Source organism: Companilactobacillus nuruki, from assembly GCF_002872255.1.
GTDB lineage: Bacteria > Bacillota > Bacilli > Lactobacillales > Lactobacillaceae > Companilactobacillus > Companilactobacillus nuruki.
This window is the reverse complement of sequence record NZ_NIPR01000063.1, coordinates 25,629-43,760: the sequence shown is the minus strand read 5'-3', so window position 1 is coordinate 43,760 and position 18,132 is coordinate 25,629. Positions and strand designations below refer to the sequence as shown.

22 protein-coding genes are annotated in these 18,132 nt (G+C 31.9%); 7 read left to right on the top strand and 15 right to left on the bottom strand.

What is annotated here, in order from left to right:
• Positions 1 to 2: 2 nt before the first annotated feature.
• Both CBP76_RS12310 and CBP76_RS12305 read right to left on the bottom strand, forming a co-directional pair.
• On the bottom strand, positions 3 to 320 hold the full coding sequence (locus tag CBP76_RS12310) for a PTS sugar transporter subunit IIB (RefSeq protein WP_102197155.1): 318 nt from the start codon (positions 318 to 320) through the stop codon (positions 3 to 5).
• A gap of 21 nt (positions 321 to 341) precedes the next feature.
• Positions 342 to 824 carry a PTS sugar transporter subunit IIA gene (locus tag CBP76_RS12305; protein ID WP_166667275.1) on the bottom strand — a complete coding sequence of 161 codons (483 nt, stop codon included), beginning with the start codon at positions 822 to 824 and terminating at the stop codon, positions 342 to 344.
• 195 nt (positions 825 to 1,019) lie between these two features.
• Between CBP76_RS12305 and CBP76_RS12300 the strand changes: the two genes are divergently transcribed.
• A complete protein-coding gene (locus tag CBP76_RS12300) occupies positions 1,020 to 1,763 on the top strand; it encodes a DeoR/GlpR family DNA-binding transcription regulator (protein WP_102197153.1) in 744 nt (247 codons plus the stop codon).
• 46 nt (positions 1,764 to 1,809) lie between these two features.
• Positions 1,810 to 2,769: a 1-phosphofructokinase family hexose kinase gene (locus CBP76_RS12295; protein ID WP_102197152.1), complete on the top strand. Its 960-nt coding sequence runs from the start codon at positions 1,810 to 1,812 to the stop codon at positions 2,767 to 2,769.
• A 65-nt stretch (positions 2,770 to 2,834) separates the two neighbouring features.
• Here CBP76_RS12295 and CBP76_RS12290 read toward each other — a convergent pair whose 3' ends face one another.
• The 4 genes from CBP76_RS12290 to CBP76_RS12275 all read right to left on the bottom strand — a co-directional run bounded on the left by CBP76_RS12290 (position 2,835) and on the right by CBP76_RS12275 (position 6,198).
• A complete protein-coding gene (locus CBP76_RS12290) occupies positions 2,835 to 3,389 on the bottom strand; it encodes a sugar O-acetyltransferase (protein WP_102197151.1) in 555 nt (184 codons plus the stop codon).
• A 49-nt stretch (positions 3,390 to 3,438) separates the two neighbouring features.
• Positions 3,439 to 4,056 (bottom strand): AAA family ATPase, encoded by a 618-nt coding sequence (locus CBP76_RS12285; protein ID WP_166667274.1) that lies wholly within the window; start codon positions 4,054 to 4,056, stop codon positions 3,439 to 3,441.
• A gap of 11 nt (positions 4,057 to 4,067) precedes the next feature.
• A complete protein-coding gene (locus CBP76_RS12280; protein ID WP_102197149.1) occupies positions 4,068 to 4,775 on the bottom strand; it encodes a hypothetical protein in 708 nt (235 codons plus the stop codon).
• A 232-nt stretch (positions 4,776 to 5,007) separates the two neighbouring features.
• On the bottom strand, positions 5,008 to 6,198 hold the full coding sequence (locus CBP76_RS12275) for an NADH-dependent flavin oxidoreductase (RefSeq protein WP_102197148.1): 1,191 nt from the start codon (positions 6,196 to 6,198) through the stop codon (positions 5,008 to 5,010).
• Between the two features lie 174 nt (positions 6,199 to 6,372).
• Here CBP76_RS12275 and CBP76_RS12270 point away from each other — a divergent pair, with 174 nt between their 5' ends.
• The gene (locus CBP76_RS12270; protein ID WP_102197147.1) at positions 6,373 to 6,684 is read left to right on the top strand and encodes a DMT family transporter; all 312 of its coding nucleotides are present in this window, start codon (positions 6,373 to 6,375) and stop codon (positions 6,682 to 6,684) included.
• 148 nt (positions 6,685 to 6,832) lie between these two features.
• On the opposite strand, the gene CBP76_RS12265 is transcribed toward CBP76_RS12270, so the two are convergent.
• Both CBP76_RS12265 and CBP76_RS12260 read right to left on the bottom strand, forming a co-directional pair.
• A complete protein-coding gene (locus CBP76_RS12265) occupies positions 6,833 to 7,870 on the bottom strand; it encodes a WxLIP family cell surface protein (RefSeq protein ID WP_102197146.1) in 1,038 nt (345 codons plus the stop codon).
• 60 nt (positions 7,871 to 7,930) lie between these two features.
• Entirely contained in the window at positions 7,931 to 8,551 is a 621-nt protein-coding gene (locus CBP76_RS12260) for a WxL domain-containing protein (protein WP_166667273.1), read from the bottom strand.
• Between the two features lie 231 nt (positions 8,552 to 8,782).
• On the opposite strand from CBP76_RS12260, the gene CBP76_RS12255 reads away from it, so the two are divergent.
• Both CBP76_RS12255 and CBP76_RS12250 read left to right on the top strand, forming a co-directional pair.
• A complete protein-coding gene (locus tag CBP76_RS12255; RefSeq protein WP_102197144.1) occupies positions 8,783 to 9,538 on the top strand; it encodes an NrtR DNA-binding winged helix domain-containing protein in 756 nt (251 codons plus the stop codon).
• 122 nt (positions 9,539 to 9,660) lie between these two features.
• Positions 9,661 to 10,842, top strand: coding sequence for an MFS transporter (locus CBP76_RS12250; RefSeq protein WP_174683329.1), 1,182 nt, complete (start codon positions 9,661 to 9,663; stop codon positions 10,840 to 10,842).
• A 100-nt stretch (positions 10,843 to 10,942) separates the two neighbouring features.
• On the opposite strand, the gene CBP76_RS12245 is transcribed toward CBP76_RS12250, so the two are convergent.
• The 7 genes from CBP76_RS12245 to CBP76_RS12215 form a co-directional block, all read right to left on the bottom strand.
• Positions 10,943 to 11,656 carry a B3/B4 domain-containing protein gene (locus CBP76_RS12245; RefSeq protein ID WP_102197143.1) on the bottom strand — a complete coding sequence of 238 codons (714 nt, stop codon included), beginning with the start codon at positions 11,654 to 11,656 and terminating at the stop codon, positions 10,943 to 10,945.
• A gap of 5 nt (positions 11,657 to 11,661) precedes the next feature.
• Positions 11,662 to 12,180 (bottom strand): GNAT family N-acetyltransferase, encoded by a 519-nt coding sequence (locus CBP76_RS12240; protein ID WP_102197142.1) that lies wholly within the window; start codon positions 12,178 to 12,180, stop codon positions 11,662 to 11,664.
• Complete coding sequence (locus CBP76_RS12235; protein ID WP_102197141.1) at positions 12,180 to 12,632, bottom strand: MarR family winged helix-turn-helix transcriptional regulator; 453 nt, start codon at positions 12,630 to 12,632, stop codon at positions 12,180 to 12,182. The genes CBP76_RS12240 and CBP76_RS12235 overlap by 1 nt, the downstream gene beginning before the upstream one ends.
• A 133-nt stretch (positions 12,633 to 12,765) precedes the next feature.
• Positions 12,766 to 13,041: a hypothetical protein gene (locus CBP76_RS12230; protein WP_102197140.1), complete on the bottom strand. Its 276-nt coding sequence runs from the start codon at positions 13,039 to 13,041 to the stop codon at positions 12,766 to 12,768.
• 130 nt (positions 13,042 to 13,171) lie between these two features.
• Positions 13,172 to 13,804: a DUF6198 family protein gene (locus CBP76_RS12225; protein WP_483862448.1), complete on the bottom strand. Its 633-nt coding sequence runs from the start codon at positions 13,802 to 13,804 to the stop codon at positions 13,172 to 13,174.
• A 152-nt stretch (positions 13,805 to 13,956) separates the two neighbouring features.
• Positions 13,957 to 15,477 (bottom strand): ABC transporter permease/substrate-binding protein, encoded by a 1,521-nt coding sequence (locus CBP76_RS12220; RefSeq protein WP_102197139.1) that lies wholly within the window; start codon positions 15,475 to 15,477, stop codon positions 13,957 to 13,959.
• Positions 15,477 to 16,415, bottom strand: coding sequence for an ABC transporter ATP-binding protein (locus CBP76_RS12215; RefSeq protein ID WP_102197138.1), 939 nt, complete (start codon positions 16,413 to 16,415; stop codon positions 15,477 to 15,479). Before CBP76_RS12215 ends, CBP76_RS12220 begins: the two co-directional genes overlap by 1 nt.
• Before the next feature lie 163 nt (positions 16,416 to 16,578).
• Between CBP76_RS12215 and CBP76_RS12210 the strand changes: the two genes are divergently transcribed.
• Both CBP76_RS12210 and CBP76_RS12205 read left to right on the top strand, forming a co-directional pair.
• On the top strand, positions 16,579 to 17,019 hold the full coding sequence (locus tag CBP76_RS12210; protein WP_102197137.1) for an Rrf2 family transcriptional regulator: 441 nt from the start codon (positions 16,579 to 16,581) through the stop codon (positions 17,017 to 17,019).
• A 211-nt stretch (positions 17,020 to 17,230) separates the two neighbouring features.
• On the top strand, positions 17,231 to 18,103 hold the full coding sequence (locus CBP76_RS12205) for a helix-turn-helix transcriptional regulator (protein WP_102197136.1): 873 nt from the start codon (positions 17,231 to 17,233) through the stop codon (positions 18,101 to 18,103).
• Positions 18,104 to 18,132: the final 29 nt, after the last annotated feature.

Here is an 18,132-nt window from a genome sequence, read left to right as displayed (position 1 = left end):
ATTTAATTTAATCCCGCTTTTTCAATAATCTTATTAAATATTTCTTCCTGTGCATCGTCATCAAATGTTAAATATGGATTCATGTTGAAATGAGGCATATTTAATTCTTCACATTTCCCAACAACATCCGGTGTTTCAACTCCAATATAAGCAACAATACTATCGTCACTTTCCATGATACTGATAGCTTCATTAACAGGATGGACCTCCGTGGATAACTCATCTTCTAAACTTGCATCTTCAATTTGATCATTAAATAATGATGCAGTTGTCTCACTACTTGCAACTCCAGATCCGCAACAAATTAATACTTTTTTCATGATAAAACCTCCATTAAATACTTAATTATTTTTGTTTAAGAACTTTACATACGTATTAAAAATTTTTATGTTATCGTTTGCATTTGATATAGAATCAATAAATTCATCATCCCTCAAAGCATAGATAATATTCTTTAACAATCCTGCTTGTCCTTTTCCATCCTTAATACCCAAAAAACAAAAGTTATCGGTTTGCATGTCTTTATTTATTGCCATTTGTTTTATATCAATAGGCTCAGTAGTCTTTCCAATAAATACAAATGGTTTTTTAATGTACTCTGCATCTACATGTGGAACTGCTAACGTAATTTTAGGCGCTAATAATCCAGTAGGAAATTTCTCTTCTCTTGTTTTAATAGCTTCTAAATATCCATCATTAACATAGTCGTTAGATTTTAATTGTTCAGCAACATAATTAAAAACATCATCTTCATTAGCCGCATCAATATTCAAATCAATTAATTCTGATTTGACCATGTATCCAAAACCGTCAGTGTTAATCATTTTATGCCTCCTGTTCATTTTAGTTCAAACATGTTCAATATGTTTCAACATTTGAATTGTATTCCCTTTCAAAAGCTCTGTCAATCCTTTTCATAAACAAATAATGTTCATTTATGTTATTATTTTGAACATTATTGAACACAAAAGAATTATGTGCTATTATGTTGAATAGAGCGAACGAAGTAAGGTGAAAAAATGATAAAGGAAGAACGTCACGACAAGATTATCGAAATAATTAATACTAAGGGTTACATAGAAACTGAAGAACTAGCCAGTATGCTTAACGTCACGGGAATGACGATTAGAAGGGATATATCTGAGTTAGAAAAAAATAAGAAGTTAAAAAGAGTCAGAGGTGGAGTTGAATCGTTACCGGAAAATAAAAAGGAAAAAACTACTAAGGAAAAATTAAGCTTAAATAATAAATTGAAATTGCAAATTGCTGATAAAATTGATCCCATCATTGAAAATGGACAAAATATCTTTGTTGGTGCAGGAACAACTATTCACGCGCTTATTCCACAATTAATCAATAAGGATTTACATATAGTTACCAATAATTTAGAAGCATTCAATTATTTTATAGATAACAATGAGGACGTTATGTTAACTGGGGGAAAGCTTCACAAAACTACCGGTGAGTTTTACGGTGAAGTTGCAATTAAGTCGTTTGAGAACCTACTTTTCGATTATGCTATTGGATCTACAAATGGTATTTACAATCAAAATATAACCACTGCAAATACTGGAGAGGGTCATATCCAAATGGAAGCCTTTAAACATAGTAAAAAAATTGTAATTGTAGCTGATCATACTAAATTCGATGAGAGTGATATGTATACATTTATTACTTCTGATAAGGTGGACTATTTGGTAACTGATAATGAAATTAGTGATGAACAACTAAAAAAATATTCAAAATGGTATAACGTCATTTAAAACACAATTGAAGGCTATTAAATAATCTGTAAAGGAGAAACTCAAAATGATCTTAACTGTGACCTTAAATCCATCGGTAGATACATTATATAAATTAGATACATTGAATATTGATTCAGTAAATCGAACTGCCCCATTGAAAGTATTAGGCGGCAAAGGTGTTAATGCTGCACGAGTACTATCGATTTTAGGTTCTCAAGCTATTGTTACTGGTTTTTTGGGTGGATATAATGGTCAATATTTCTCTGATAATTTAAATGTACTTCTAAAAAATAATCCCATGAAAAATGAATTCATTAAATGCCACGATGAAACAAGAAATTGTATAACAATTATGCATGATTCTGGAAAACAAACGGAAATTAATGAATTAGGTCCCAGAATAAGTAATAATGAATTAAATCAATTACTTTCTAAAATAAAAAATATAATTAATACTCGTTCAATTAATATTGTCGTTATAAGTGGCAACATTCCAATTGGAGTTGATGAGGATATTTATTATCAGTTAATTTCATTAATTAATTCCCTAAATCTAGATATCAAAGTTATCTTAGATACATCCCAAGATGTTCTAAAAAAGACCTTGAAACTTTGCAGTGAAAACTGTACTTTTCCTTATGCTATTAAACCTAATATTCATGAGCTAAAAGAAATTTCCCCTATTGCTTCAAATGATATTGCTAAATTAATTAGTGCCTGCTCTATGGATAATATTCCAATAGTAATTGTTTCTATGGGGTCTAAGGGTTGTTTTGCTAAAATTAAATCTTCAATCTATTCTGCAACTGTTAAGCCTATTACCGCCGTTAACCCCACGGGTAGTGGTGATTCCTCTGTTGGTGCTTTGGCTTATGCTATTGAGAATAATCTATCAGATAAAAATCTTATTCAATGCTCAATGGCCGCAGGGGAAGCTAATGCACTCGAAGAGAATATTGGCTACATTTCAAAAAACAAATATCAAGAATATTACAATTATGTAAAAGTAAAAAAAATAGTTTAGTAAATTGGTCTAAACAAAAAATAACCATCAGAAGACATCAATGTAACTTCTTCTGATGGTTATTTTTAATTCAATTCTTTTATAACCTTAGCTGGCACACCTCCAACTAAAGAATTATTCGGTACGTCTTTAGTAACAACTGCCCCAGCAGCAATCACTACATTATCGCCAATAGTAACTCCTGGCATAATTGAAACTTTGCCGCCAATCCAAACATCATTACCAATTGTTACTGGTAATCCCTTAGCAAGATATTCACGGCGTCCTTTAGCCGTCATAGGATGATTCACTGTATAAATATCAACATTAGGTCCAATCATGACATTATTCCCGATATTAACCGGTGCAATATCTAGGATAGTTAAATTATAATTACTTAAAAAATCATTTCCTACATGGATATTTTTCCCATTATCGCAATTAAAACGACTTTGAACTGAAATATTATTCCCATAAGAACCAAAAATTTCTTTAATTTTTTTAGTCTGTTCTTCAGGATTATTAGCAGATATTTCATTGAACTCCTGGCACAGTTTAGCAGCCTTAGCCTTTCTTTTGACTATCTCATCATCCAGAAAATAATACCATTCGCCATTATCTAGTTTTTGAATTTCATTCATTTTTCTACACCTCAGTTAGTACTTTATCACTGAACATTAATTTTAAAAATCAAAACGCCATTCGTCCCTTAATCTTCAGATAACTGTCTGCTAATACTTCCTGATTATTTTTAATATAGTTGACATTGTCAGTATCAAAAATATTATCTAATCTATTAGTTGCTACAATAACCGTTTTGCCTAAATCAACCAACTGGCGAAGCCATTCAAATACCATTTGTGAATAGGACAATCTAAGGTACTTTTCTGGATCATCAAACAAATAAAGCTCTCTATCAACCATTGTATTCAAATAAATTAATAACAATTTTCTTTCTTCAATGGTTAGATCTATAAATTTAAAATGCAATATTTCTTCAATTATGTTAGGCACCTCCAATTGAACATTCCCTTCTAATTGCTTCACGAAACAAATAATTTCACTGGCTGTCAATCCAACGTTGAATCCATTTTCCTGCGCTAAGTAAGCTATTTCCCAATTATTTGGGAATCCCAAAAAACTATCATCCTTAGCTTCATCTACATTAGCAATGCAGTCAAGTATTGTCGTTTTGCCTATTCCATTTTCACCTAAAATAAAATTCAACTGACAATCTTCAAAATAAAAATTTACATTTTGAAAAATATTTTTCAAACGATACTCATAAATAAAATTCTCTACTTTCAAAATTACTAACCTCATTTAAGTTTTTGTTTAATTGAAATATTTTTAAACATCATTGCCCCTATTAACAAATATCCACAAACACAAAGCATCATCAGAATTTGAAAACCAACTGTAGAACAGGGAAATATATATAATCCATAAATCAATTGAAAAGGATTTAAAACAGTTTGAACATATTCAATGACACCGCTTGGACGACTTCCTAATAATGCTATCCCTAAAATAAAGAAAATTCCACAAAATAAATTAAAGGTACTCTTTCTTATTCTTATTAATAATGCCCCTGATAACATAGCCGAAACAAGAAATGTTGCTAAAAAGGTTGCTAAGAATCCATAAATAAAAGTCATTAGAGAAACTTTGATGATAAATAGAAAAACGATTAAATTAAACAATAGAATCTCTAATTGAATAATCACAACTTGAACAAATAAATTCGATAAAACAATCGAATATTTCGAACCCATAAGATATGTTAAGGTTTTAAAGAACCCGCTTTCTCGTAACCTAATAATATTGAGCAAAAAACCATTAAAGACAGTTGTCACAACGATATATGACCAATAAATATAAAGTGACTCGTTGTCTTGGAAATCTTGAGTTTTGTTAATAAAAATCATAAATATAGGAACTATTAAGGTATAGACAAAATAAAACTTATCTTTAAAGGCAATCTTTAATTGCACTTTAAAGATTGCCAAATCATTTTCAAATTTCAAATAACAACCTCACTACCTATTAAAATCATCAATAAAATTAATATATTTTGATATCCATGTCAATTCCCATTCTGACATATCAGAATAGTACTTTTTTTCTAATTATTTATTACCTGAGAAATAAAAAAGCGGAAAAATTCGATACTATAGCAGAGACGTTCTATATAAAGCAAAGAGAGTCAGTAATCGATATTGATTGCTGGCTCTCTTTGCTTTATATTTTTTTACCCTTCTATTTTCCACCACCAAAAATATGATCTAAAGCATTATTAAATTTCTCTCGATCATCTTTAGTATGTGGTTCACTGCTCAATTGCAGTCCATCATGGAATGCTCCTAATAAAAAGTCCCAGAACGTTCCATTTAAACCTAACTCCTCATGATCTTCTGGTGAAATCGTGTAACGAATAGCATCCTCATCACCATCAATAACTTTTTGTACCCAATGAGGTTCACGAAGTATTTCTCGACCAATTGCTGCAAAATCAATTCCTTCATCAAGAACCTTTTCAGCATCCTTTGGAGTTTGAATATCACCAACACCGATTAATGGTAAATTGCCAAGATGTTCTTTGATCGTCAAATTCAATGGTTTAATAACTGATTTATCATTTAATGACTTTCTCCAAACATCCCCCATTGAAACATGCAAATAATCCAATGGCTTTTGCCTTAGAGCATCTATCAATTGCAAAGTATCATCAAATCTAATACCAGGAGTTTCAATTTCTTCTGGTGAAATACGGTAACCTAACAAGAATGGCCTATCAGCATATTTATCAATTGATGATTGAACCTCATCAACCACTGCCAATGGAAAAGTCATTCTCTTTTCAATCGAACCACCCCATTTATCGGTTCTACGATTTGAATGTGGTGAAAAGAATTGTTGAATTAAATAAGTGTTTGCACCATGAACTTCAACACCATCAAACCCAGCCACAATAGCCCTTTTAGTAGCCTGTCCAAAATCCTTGATAGTTTGTTCTATCTCAGCTTCAGTTAATTCACGTGGCGTTTCGGAATTATTTCTAGTTGCTTTTATGGCACTGGCACTAACTGGTTGTTGACCGCGCAGAATTACAGTTGATGACATTCTACCAGCACTAAAAATCTGTAAAATTGCTTTAGTCCCATCTCTATGCATTGCTTCAGCCAATTTAGTTAAACTGGGAATAAATTTATCATCAGCTACACTGAGTTCGCCTTCAAAACCTTTACCTAAAGCATTGACATTAGCAGTGGCAGTAATAAACATTCCAGCTCCACCACTGTGCATATGATAATAACGTAATTCATCACTTGTAACCTCACCGTTTGAAAAACTCATTTCCTCAGTCATTGGTGGAATTACAATTCGATTCTTAATCGTAATATTCTTCTTTTCAAATGTATATGGCTTTAAAAAGTTATAATCTGTCATCTTCATAGCCTCGCTTTTTTGTTCAGAATATCACAATATTTACAAATGTAAACCTTTTCACGTGATTTAATATATCAAAATAATTAATACAATTTTTTATAAATAAATCGTGTATTTTGATCTAAAAGCGTGTATGCTATTTGAAAGAAAATTTTTTAATCGGGGATAGAGCCTATGAATTACTTACTACTTTTGATCTCAATCAGTTTTGAGGTTTTAGGGACTTCACTTTTAAAAAAAACAGACGGTTTCACTAACCTTTTACCAACGTTAGGTACATTAACGTCATATTTTATCTGTCTTTTTGTCCTATCGCACGTTTTGAAACGTCTCCCACTGAGTCTGACATATGCCACTTGGGGCAGCGTTGGATTAATTTTGGTAACTATTGCTGGTATCGTCTTTTACCATGAATCAATTTCTATGCCGTCAATTGCTGGATTAATTTTAGTTATTTCAGGTACTATTTTAATTAATATATTTTAAAAATAGTTTTAATTGTTCAAAATAATAGCCTATGTTGATTATATTAATAAAATCAACATAGGCTATTTCGCTGTAATTTAAATTCTCATCACTAAAATTAGAATTAAATCTAATCAAAAATTTTTTGTGTGTGCATCAATTTATATTTTTAATTTCTCTTCTTTCTATAATTCCAAATAACACTAATTGCTACACTAATAAGTATGGCAATTACTCCTAGAACGATCCAAATATCTTTAGAACGATCTGGAATCTTTTTATTTATTTTGTAATTTTGTTTACTTGTAATAGTAAAATTACGCTTTAAATTCCAATGATCATTACCATTATTGGATTTCACATTCAAATACATTGTATAAGTTCCTGGTTTCAATCGCTTATTCTTATCAATACCATTAGTCGAATTAACATTCACTGGATAATCAAAATTGCTATTTGGAGCAATTGACATATTCTTCTTGGATGATTTTAATACTATTTTTGGACTATTCTTATGTGTTATTTTAGCATCAACTGAAACATTCTTTTCTAAAGTGGGAACATCATTATCTAACTCACCAGCAATATATATTTGTCCTTGATTAGATGTTTGATAAGCTTTAACAAATTTCAGGTCTGGTTTGACTATATCAGTACTCTCCTGTAATTGTAGTCCTAAAACATAATCATATTTATTTTTTAAAGTTACTCCCTTTACTGTTTGAGTACCATTAATTTGATTATTTTCTTCAACCAGAATTCCTCCCAATAACACTCCTGAAAACTTTTCTTTAGGCATGCTTATATCAACTGCTATTTCCTTTGATGAATTTTTATCAACAGTTACCTCTTTAGGATATTTAACTAAATCTTCAATATTATAAATCAAACTATCATCAGGTTGAACATCATGCTGGTTATAGATAATTACACCATTAGAATCAGTTGTGGCCCGATTTACAGCCACTTTATAAGTATGATCCTTTACATCATTATTGTTTATTTTAAACTTAATGGTTTCCTTTTGATTTGGTGCTACCTTTAAATCAAAATAACTTATATTAGAAGCAGCCTGATTATCCGGTAACTCTGCTGAAATACTGTAATTAACATTACTAGTAGAAGCGGCCGATACAGCTTGTTGATTAAATATCAAACTTAGTGTCACCGTAAAAAAAGCTAACAAAATCCCTAGGTATTTTTTCACATCAATATCCTCCTGAAAAAAAGAAAGGGTACATAATAATATACCCCTTCTTCATGATTTTTAGGATGGAGCATTTGACAATGTCCAAGTTAAGGTCGAAGTATAGGAACCTCCACCATCACCAGCTGGAACATAAAGATTAGCATCTCCAGAGCCATAAGTTGCGGCAAATGTACCAATGCCTTGTCCAGCTCCAGCTTTAAAAATAGTAGCTGGACTATTTGTGATAGCCAACGGACTGGTCAAAATTGGTGCCGTTGAAGTATTATCTGCATCTGCTGCAGCAACTGTTGGAGCCTTGGTAGAGTTGCCCATTGTTAATTTAGCACCCGTTAATGATGGTTGACCTGAAACAGTTGAACTAAAGCCAGATTCGGCTAACGTTACCGTCCAACCAGTTTCTTGACCTTGATTAGCTACGGCCAAAGGAGAAGTAAATGCGGTCGATGTATAGTTAGTATCATCTGCACTCGAAGCTACTGTTCCAAAAGTAATACTTGGTGCCGATTTAATCGTGATCGTTCCTGGCGTCAATGTCGCAGTTGCACTAGTTGTCGTTGGTGGATCCGGTGTAGTGGAAGATGTATCAGCAGCCTTGACGATCATTCCACTAGCTCCAATTGATCCAAATCCTAATAATGCTTCACCTATAAACAAACTATTTTTTAAAATTTTTTTCATTATATTTCCCCTCCATATACGATGTATACACCGATATGAATTAGAACCTATCATAAAAGATAGCATTAGGCCTAGGGTTCCAGGGAATGACATTATTATGCCATCTTTTGGAGATTTCCTAATCTCCACGGTAGTTATATAATCAATTTAATTGTGAAGCAAATATAAAGCTGTAAGTGTACAGAAAGTAAATTATAATGGATTTAATATCAATCAGAGGGTGTTTTTAGAATGGAAAAAAATGATTCAAGTGCTTATTTAAGTATAAATATAGTCAATATTATTTGGAGTTACGATGAAACTTCCAAAAAAATCTTAATACTTCTTATAAAAAATTCTCTAGGAACAAACGCTGACAAATGGGGGTTGCCTACCACAATGCTTCGTAATAACGAAAATGCTGAGGAATCCTCATTAAGATTAATCAGAGAAAAAATTGGTATCACATTACCAGACTTTTATACCGAACAACTGGCAACTTTTAGTAATGTTCATCGCAGTAATGAACATAGAGAAATTGCATTAACTTATATGACCTATTTACCTTCAATGCCCGAACTAACTGCTGGATATGGAGCTAAAGATGCGGAATGGTTTGAAATCGATTACTCCGAAAATTGTTATCTTCTAAAATATCGTAATTTAGTTTTTCAAACATTAAATGAAAAAATTTCAGCAAATGACTTTTATAATAATTTATTAAAATATCATAATGCCAATCATTTAGTTGATGATCATGAATTAATTCTTAGATTAGCTTTCCAAAGGGTAACCAATAGATTAGACTATTTGCCAACAATCCTATTAATTCTTGGCGACAATTTCACACTTAAACAGGCCCGTGCCGTCTATTCAACATTTTGGAAAGAACCTGTTGAGAATATTGATAATTCAAACTTTCGTAAGACTCATGCTCATCTGTTTTCCGAGATTGGAATGCAGCATGGCAAAAGCGGTCGGCCAGCTAAATTATATAAATTGCGTTAATAACTTGACCTTAAATAAGACTAATGCTAGTCTTGTTTTAAATTATTAAAGGTAATTTTTACCTTTAATAATTTAGATTATATTTTATATATAAATTTTGGAGGCAAGTCTTGAAAACAGAAATAAGGAACTCAGACCGTAGCGGTCTAAAACTGTTAATGATTATTGGTACTGCATGGTTATTTGACGCGGCCGATGTAGCATTATTATCATTTATTATGCCATTATTGAAAAAAGAATGGTTTTTAACTGATGGACAAATTGGATTAGTTAGTTCTATTACCACCGTTGGAATGATGATTGGTGCAATACTTTTTGGATATTTAGCTGATAAATTTGGTAAGAAGAACATAATCATCATAACTTTATTATTATTCTCTATTAGCAATTTGGTTTTAGCCTTAACGCAAAATCTCCCTCAATTTTTACTAGTACGTTTCTTAACGGGAATCGGATTAGGTGGTGAGCTACCTGTTGCTACTACGATCATTGCTGATTCATTTTCGGGGCATCGACGTTCTCGAATGTTGATTTTAGTAGATAGTTTTTGGGCTATTGGTTGGATTGTTGCATCTCTTTTAGCTTTCTTATTTATGCCACTTTATGGTTGGAGACCAACTGTTATCATCACCTCAGTAATGGCATTATATACATTAGTAATCCGACGTCATTTACCAGAACAGACAAACATTAAAAATGAAAAATTAAATCTTCGTGTGGCTATGAATCAAATTTGGTCAAAAGATTTTCGTCGGGCAACTTTATGCTTAAGTATCCTTTGGTTCGTCATTATGTTTGCCTATTATGGTATGTTCCTATGGTTACCAAGCGTTTTGATCAAACGCGGATTCTCGATTGTTCATAGTTTTGGATATACATTAATAATGAGTTTCGCACAATTACCTGGATACTTCTTGGCCGCTTATTTGATGGGAAAAATCAGTCGTAAAAAGGTCTTAGCAATTTATTTAGTTGGAACAATCATTGGCGCTTTTCTTTTTGGAACCGCGCAAAGTGTTTGGCTAGTTGTCCTCAGTAGCTGTCTATTATCATTCTTTACTTTAGGCGCCTGGGGAATAATGATTGCCTTAACCCCAACACAATACCCCTTAGAAATACGTGGTGTTGGAATTGGATTTACTCAATCCATTGGTCGAATTGGCGCTACAATAGGACCATATTTGATTGGACTTTCTCTAGGATTAGGTATTAACGTTACCACTATTTTTTCTTATTTTGTTGTCTCCTTAATCATTGGAATCCTAGTACTAGTCTTTGGTATGGTCGATCGCGATCAAAAATAAATTTTAATAGAGTTCTATCAGACGGAATATCCACTTGATAGAACTCTATTTTTTTGATTATATTCAATTTATTTGTTATTGCGAAGGAAAACTAAAAAAACTATAAGGATTTTGATTCTGGATGACTCTTTGTCAAATGTTCAATTCGTCCTTCAACTTTAAAATAATTCCCAATTAATTTCTTAAGTTCGACAATAGCCTCGCTTGCTCTTTTAGCCTGATTCTCATTAATGGCCTCAATTACTAGCACTGAATCAGTAGTATCTTCAGTCAACATAGTTCTTTGTGCTTCACGCCAATTTAAACAGCGACAAATTGCACCAGCATTATCATAATAAATAATTTCTCCAGGTAAAGCTGGCGAGTCCTCGGTAGCACCTAATGGTTTAAACCCTTCTCCACCCTTAGCTTCACCCAAATGTAGATCTCCATCAAATGCGTTAATATTCTCACCACCACATGGGACACCATATTTTAATGAAACACTATTATAGATGTCTACTAAAGGATTAATTGGTGAAAATGCTCGTCCCTGACTAACGCGTTTTAATAATGCTTCAATAGAACATCTAACACCTTTTTTAGTCTTAAATTTGCGAAATGCTTGTCGCCATTCATCAACTACTTCATTATCTTTAAAAGACTCATTAGATATAAACTTTTCCGATTCTTTAGCTGAATCACTTAATAATTTTGCGAAATAAGGATCATCTTTTTCATCTACATGATTATCAAATTGATGAATTACCAAGGTACTTATCTGCGCCTCAGGAAATAGTTCCCAAAATTTATCGTCTACCACTACTTTTGTCATAATGACTACTCCAATTCCTTTTTCAAAATATAATCTGTCTGAACCGAATCTCCCATAACAAACTTATGTGAAGTAAATTTTTTAAAGCCCATATATTGATAAAACTTCTGGGCTGCAAAGTTATTCTCCCATACACCTAGCCAGACTCGTTTTTTCTGCAACTCTTTGGCTCTTTTAATACCTAATTCTAAAAGTATTTTTCCCAATCCCATTCTTTTAAATGGTACTCGAATATATATCCGCTGAATCTCTAAAAAATCCGGCCCTAAAGATTCACTTTGAGCATTGGAAACGTTTATTTTCAAATATCCCGCTAATTCTTTATCCACATATAAAAAATAAAATTCTGAATTAGGATTGGTTAACTCTGCAGTTAAAATTTGAGTATTATAAGCATTATGCAAGTAATCTTTTAAATCTTCAGGTGTATTGAAATCCTTAAACGTATCGGTATATGTTTCAATACTCAATTCTTTTAATGTCGCTAAATTTGCTACTGTACATTTTTTTATTTCTATCGTCATTAATATAGCCGTTTATTCCCCTTCTTAACATACTCCCAATTGTCAGAAATATTTTCCTCAACAACCTCTAACAACTTAAAGATTTGCTTCCGTTCACTTGCAGTCAACCCTTTTAATGCCACTTCGTTCGAATAATGCTCTTCACGATAAAGAATTGGATATGTATCTTTTCCTTTTTGTGTAACATAAAGTTTTTTTTCTTTTTTATTATTTTCTGATTGTTTCCGAACAATAAAACCATTATCTTCTAATTTTTTTATTGCTCGAGCTGCCGTGGTGCGATCGACTTTAATCATTTCAGCAACTTTTTCTTGAATAATTCCTGGGTGTTCATAAATCCGAGCCAAATAAATATATTGGCCCTTTGTTAAATTATATTGTTTAAACTCTATATTACTAATCGAGTCCAATGATCGGGCAATTACTCCAATTGATCTCAAAATATCAGCCACAACTACGCCTCTCTTTCAAACAAAAAATATTGTATAACCATTTTGTTGTAATTGCAACAAAAATAATAATAAAAAAAATAACATCAATTTAAAAATCAAACTGATGTTATTCATTATATTATTCAAATGTTATTTAATTGATGGCATAACCGACATTATGTGAAAACTGATCGATTTGCTCTTTATATTCATCACCGTTATCTAAGCTATTCAAGGTAGATTGAACTTTGCGATCATCACGCAATCTGCCAAACAGATATTGGAATGAATAATTCCTGTTTAAAAGATTATATGTCTTCAAAACAAAATCTTTAGCATAATCTTCTTTATCTATTTCCTTATTGTTATTAATATCGGTATAAAGCTCCGATAGAATCCTCTTTGCCTCAGTATTGTCATTTAATTTCATCAATACACACCACCTAATTAATTATTGAAACCTCATACAGAAATAGTTTATGAAAACGTTTTCTATTCCTGTGACTTATATTATATAACTAATAGGAACAAATTTCACTTAATTGCCAAGAATCATTAAATTAATTATTTTTTGTTTTAAAATTATGTTTTAACTCAGGCCAAATCCATTTATCAGCCATTGCTATCAAAATTCCATTAAAAATAAATGAGAATAATGTTCCAATATTAACCGAATAGACATTATGAATTGCTAATCCAGCTATTGCAATAATAATAATTGGTGGAATAAAGTCAATTATTTGTGCAGCTGTTGAATTTCCCTTCAAATATAAGAATCTTAATATATTAGTTGTATCATCATTTGGATGCATTACTATGTTGGCTCTTTGGTAAAGTGAAATTGCAATGCAGAAAAAGGCAACGCCTAGACATGATAGAACAGCTCTTAACCAAATTGATAACTGTGGCACCCCAATACTGTTTAACATATCTGTAAATATATTAACAAAATAGCTGAAAAACATTACATATAATATTTCTCCAAATAGTCTTTTTCCATCAAAGTGTTTAATTAAAAATTGATTGGTTATTGCGTTAACAATACCGACAATAAACAACAATAGTCCTGTGTTCCAGCCGATCCATTTATTCATATTGACGGCCGCTGCAGTCCACAGCCCACTTCCCATATTAGCTGAAATACACAAACCATTTCCAAACGCATTCAAAATCAAGCCAGAAATCAAACCTATAATCCTTGTTTGAATAGAATTTTTGATATTATCCCTCCTCACAATATGATGATTATACTACATCAAAGAACATAGCTTCTCACACTAAAAAACAGCACTAGTAACCAAAATATGATTACTAGTGCTGTTTATTTGAATATTTTTTTATTGAATCACTTTAATAACTTTTTACTTACTAGATAATCATGGGCAACCTTTGAAGCCTTTTCATGTTTCACAGTCACTAAATAATTCATCTTTTGCATATCAGCAGTTGTTATTTTACCAGATAATTTATTAAGAGTTGTCTTAATCTCTGGATGTTTCATTGCAAATTTCTCTGTCATTAATGGCGCACCTTGATATGGTGGAAAGTGATTTTTATCATCTTTTAAAGCGACTAAATCGTATTCCTGAATTTCCGGATCAGTTGTATAACCATCAACTATATTAACTTTGCCATTAGCGATTGCTTTATATCTGATGGATGGTTCCATAGTCTTAACGCTAGCTAGATCCAAGCCATAGGCCTTTTTAATACCTGGATATCCATCACTTTGTTGGTAAAAGTCAGGATCAAATCCTGCATGCAACCTATGTTCAACTCTTACCAAATCACTAATTGTCTTCAGATTATATTTCTTTGCAAAACTACGTTTAACAGCTAAATCATAACCATTTTGATATTGCATTGGTTTCAAATATTCCATATTCGCTTGTTTTTTCAACAAGTCCTTAGCAACCTGATAGGTCTTTTCAGGATTATGACTGACATTTTTATTAGTTTTTACAAGCGACTCTAAAACCGTTCCCGTAAATTCTGGATAAATATCGACTGAACCTGATTCAAGTGCCTTATATAAAAAGCTTGTTCCACCAAAATTAGGCTTTAAGGAAACCTTCATATTTGGATGATCTTGTTCTATTAATTCTTTATACATATTAATAAGAATTTGCGGTTCGCTTCCCATTTTACCGGCGATCGTAACATTAACAGTTGGTTTAACAAAACTACGATAACCCGCAAAACCTCCAAAAAGTACAACTACAACTGAAAATAGAATTCCTATCTTCTTTAAAGATAATTTAGAAATACCATTAATCAAAGCACTAAAAATCAGTGTCAAAATAGCTGATAGAATTGCTCCAATTAATAGTAAAGCATTATTGTTAGTTTCAATACCTAGTAGAATATAAGTACCTAAACCACCAGCTCCAATTAGAGCGGCTAATGTAGCGGTTCCGATGATCATTACCATTGCTATTCTAATTCCAGAAATAATCATTGGCATTGCTAATGGTAACTGAAATTTTATTAATTTCTTTGTTCTTGAAAGTCCAAAAGCTTCGGCTGCTTCCTCCAAATTAGGATCAATCGTGGTTAAACCAGAATAAGTATTTTGGAAAATTGGCATTACTGCGTATACCACTAGAGCAATAATTGAAGGTATTGTTCCGATTCCAACAAAAGGAATCAAAATCCCCAATAATGCTAAACTAGGAATCGTTTGTAAAATACTGGTAATTTGTAAAATTATCTCAGCAATTCTTTTATGTGTCATTAAAATGATTGCTAAAGGAATGGCTATTATAGCGGCAATAAATAATGAAATTAACGAAATCGAAATATGTTGCCCCAATGCCTCAAGAATCCCATTACTTTGAGTTTGTAAAATATGTATTATTGCATTCACTATTGCTCACCTTCCTTTGCTAAATAATCTAGAAGATCAGCAGTGGTCAATTGATAATTAATATCATCCTTTTTAAAAATTACCATACCTTGATTATCCTTTAATTCAGTCGCTAACCGATTCACCGAATCTATCTTTAATAGAGATGAATTAATAGGTTGATCAGTCTCTTTACCCAATCCTGAATCTAATAATAGATTTACGGTTGCAGGTCCTCTTTTAGCCTGTTGAAAGAATCCTTCAACAAAATCATTTTTAGGATGATTTAAGATATCATCTCGATTACCAATTTGTTCAAGCTTTCCTTTGCTTAAAACTGCAATTGTGTTTCCTAAACGAATAGCCTCTTGCATATCATGAGTTACGAAGATAAAAGTAATTTGTAATTCTCGATGCAATTTAAGAACAAGATCTTGAAGCTGTGTTCGAGAAATTGGATCTAGTGCACTAAAAGGTTCATCCATTAAAACCATCTTGGGGCTAGTTGCAAGTGCTCTAATAATTCCAACACGTTGCTGTTCCCCACCGGATAATTCATGTGGATATCTTTTAGCATATAGCTTAGGATCCAATCCTACTTTATTCAACAAATCCCAAGCTACATTCTTTCTTTTATCTTTAGACCAATGTAAGGATTCAGGTTGTATCGCTATATTTTCTTCGATTGTTAAATTAGGAAATAATGCAATATTTTGTAAAACATATCCCATATTCAAACGCATTTTTTGCAAATTATAAGTTTTAATATCTTTACCATCAATCAGAATTTGACCTGACGATGGTTCGATTAAACGATTTATCATTTTTAAAGTGGTTGTTTTTCCACTACCACTAGTTCCAACCATCACAAAAAAATCCCCATCATTTATTTCTAAATTTAGATCCTCAATGGCTGAATTATCCTCATATTTTTTATAAACATGCTCAAACTTTATCATAACAAATCTCTTTCGTGTAACTTTTTAAGTAACAACAATAATACTATGATAATCCGATATTAGTGTCAAACGATACGCATATTATCAATAAATTGACTATTTATTAAAATCCCTTTAAGATAATACTTGTAAAAACAAAAGTTACAATATTGAGGTAATGTTAATGAGAGTTTCCACACGTTTCAGCGATTCAATTCATATTCTAGCTTTTATTGAAATCTATCAAGAAAAAAAATTATCCAGCGAATTGATTGCCAATAGTATTGAGACATCCCCAGTAGTCGTTCGAAGGCTAATGAGTACTTTGCGTGGTGCTGGTCTAATTGCTACCAAAAAAGGTACTGCTGAGCCCAAACTAGCTAAAGAATCAAAGCAAATTACTCTATTAGATGTCTATTTAGCAGTAGAAAAGGACAGGCAACTTTTCACGCTCGATACCAATACTAATCCCGAATGTATCGTTGGCGGTAATATTCAAAAAGTACTCGGAGCCTATTATGAAGACGCCAAAATGGCCGCACTGAGAAAATTTAATAATGTATCCTTACAAGATATTATTGAATCGATTTTAGTTGAACAAAAAATTAAACAGGCGAAAGAATAATATGGATCAATTTATTAAGGAAATGGAATAAAATCCTATAAGTTCTTTATCGTTAGTTAAACAGAGCCAGTAATCAAAATACGATTACTAGCTCTGTTTTTTTTGAATTAAAAGTATTTTTTCTTTCAATTATATATTAATACATAGCTTTATTAATTTAGTTTAATAAGCTATCATTAACTCGTATTCTAAATATAGTAGGTATATTCGTATGAAAATTTTGCACGAAAATGTTCAACCTTTAGCACAATTACCTTTCAAATATTATAAACACAATTTTAATGAAAACTTAGTAGTTGATCCTCATTGGCATCAAGGAATCGAGATCAATTACCTAGTTCAAGGCGACACACTTAATTTCGTTACCGCTGGAAAAACAATGAAATATCATTCAGGAGATATTTGGACCGTTAATCATCGTGATATTCATAGTGTCAATACCACTAAAAAAGCCCCTTTCTTAGAATTTGGTTTGATTATTGATGATAATTTTTTGCAACAACAAGTTCCTGCTAGTAAGGATTGGCATCTAATTTTAAATGGCATCAATTCTACACATGACCATTACCAATCTTATCAAAGAATCAAAACACATTTGACTAACATCCAACTATTATTGGAAAAGCCTTTAACCGATCTCACTCGCTTGAATATCCTAAGTCACTTCTATGGACTATTAAATGAATTGGGAGAAAATTTTAATCATCCTGAATCCAATAATCATGTCAATCCCAATTTATCCTTGTTGGATACTGTTATGTCAAATATCAATAAAAATTATGCCAAAGAAATTGACGGCAATACTTTGGCTACAGAATTTCACACTTCTTTGACTACTCTCAATCAGCAATTCAATACTAATGTGCAAATGTCAGTCAACCGTTATTTACGACTAATTCGATTATTAAATTCGCGTAAATTGCTTTTAGAATCTGACCGATCAATTGATTACATTGCTAACAGTTGCGGATTCTCCAGTGGTAAAACTTTCAATCGAAATTTTAAAGCCTGGAAAGGTCAAACTCCCAGCGATTATCGATCTTCTTTTTCTAAATATCACAAAATTGATACCAATTGCTTATAAAAATGTCCTTTGAACAAACAATTTTCATG

Bases quoted from the DNA above. Each gene is read 5' to 3' on its own strand.
- CBP76_RS12290 (WP_102197151.1), bottom strand. From the start codon at position 3,389: ATGAATGAAATTCAAAAACTAGATAATGGCGAATGGTATTATTTTCTG.
- CBP76_RS12230 (WP_102197140.1), bottom strand. From the start codon at position 13,041: ATGAAATTAAATGACAATACTGAGGCAAAGAGGATTCTATCGGAGCTT.
- CBP76_RS12305 (WP_166667275.1), bottom strand. From the start codon at position 824: ATGATTAACACTGACGGTTTTGGATACATGGTCAAATCAGAATTAATT.
- CBP76_RS12205 (WP_102197136.1), top strand. From the start codon at position 17,231: ATGAAAATTTTGCACGAAAATGTTCAACCTTTAGCACAATTACCTTTC.
- CBP76_RS12300 (WP_102197153.1), top strand. From the start codon at position 1,020: ATGATAAAGGAAGAACGTCACGACAAGATTATCGAAATAATTAATACT.
- CBP76_RS12245 (WP_102197143.1), bottom strand. From the start codon at position 11,656: ATGACAAAAGTAGTGGTAGACGATAAATTTTGGGAACTATTTCCTGAG.
- CBP76_RS12210 (WP_102197137.1), top strand. From the start codon at position 16,579: ATGAGAGTTTCCACACGTTTCAGCGATTCAATTCATATTCTAGCTTTT.
- CBP76_RS12310 (WP_102197155.1), bottom strand. From the start codon at position 320: ATGAAAAAAGTATTAATTTGTTGCGGATCTGGAGTTGCAAGTAGTGAG.
- CBP76_RS12270 (WP_102197147.1), top strand. From the start codon at position 6,373: ATGAATTACTTACTACTTTTGATCTCAATCAGTTTTGAGGTTTTAGGG.
- CBP76_RS12260 (WP_166667273.1), bottom strand. From the start codon at position 8,551: ATGAAAAAAATTTTAAAAAATAGTTTGTTTATAGGTGAAGCATTATTA.
- CBP76_RS12240 (WP_102197142.1), bottom strand. From the start codon at position 12,180: ATGACGATAGAAATAAAAAAATGTACAGTAGCAAATTTAGCGACATTA.
- CBP76_RS12215 (WP_102197138.1), bottom strand. From the start codon at position 16,415: ATGATAAAGTTTGAGCATGTTTATAAAAAATATGAGGATAATTCAGCC.
- CBP76_RS12275 (WP_102197148.1), bottom strand. From the start codon at position 6,198: ATGACAGATTATAACTTTTTAAAGCCATATACATTTGAAAAGAAGAAT.
- CBP76_RS12295 (WP_102197152.1), top strand. From the start codon at position 1,810: ATGATCTTAACTGTGACCTTAAATCCATCGGTAGATACATTATATAAA.
- CBP76_RS12255 (WP_102197144.1), top strand. From the start codon at position 8,783: ATGGAAAAAAATGATTCAAGTGCTTATTTAAGTATAAATATAGTCAAT.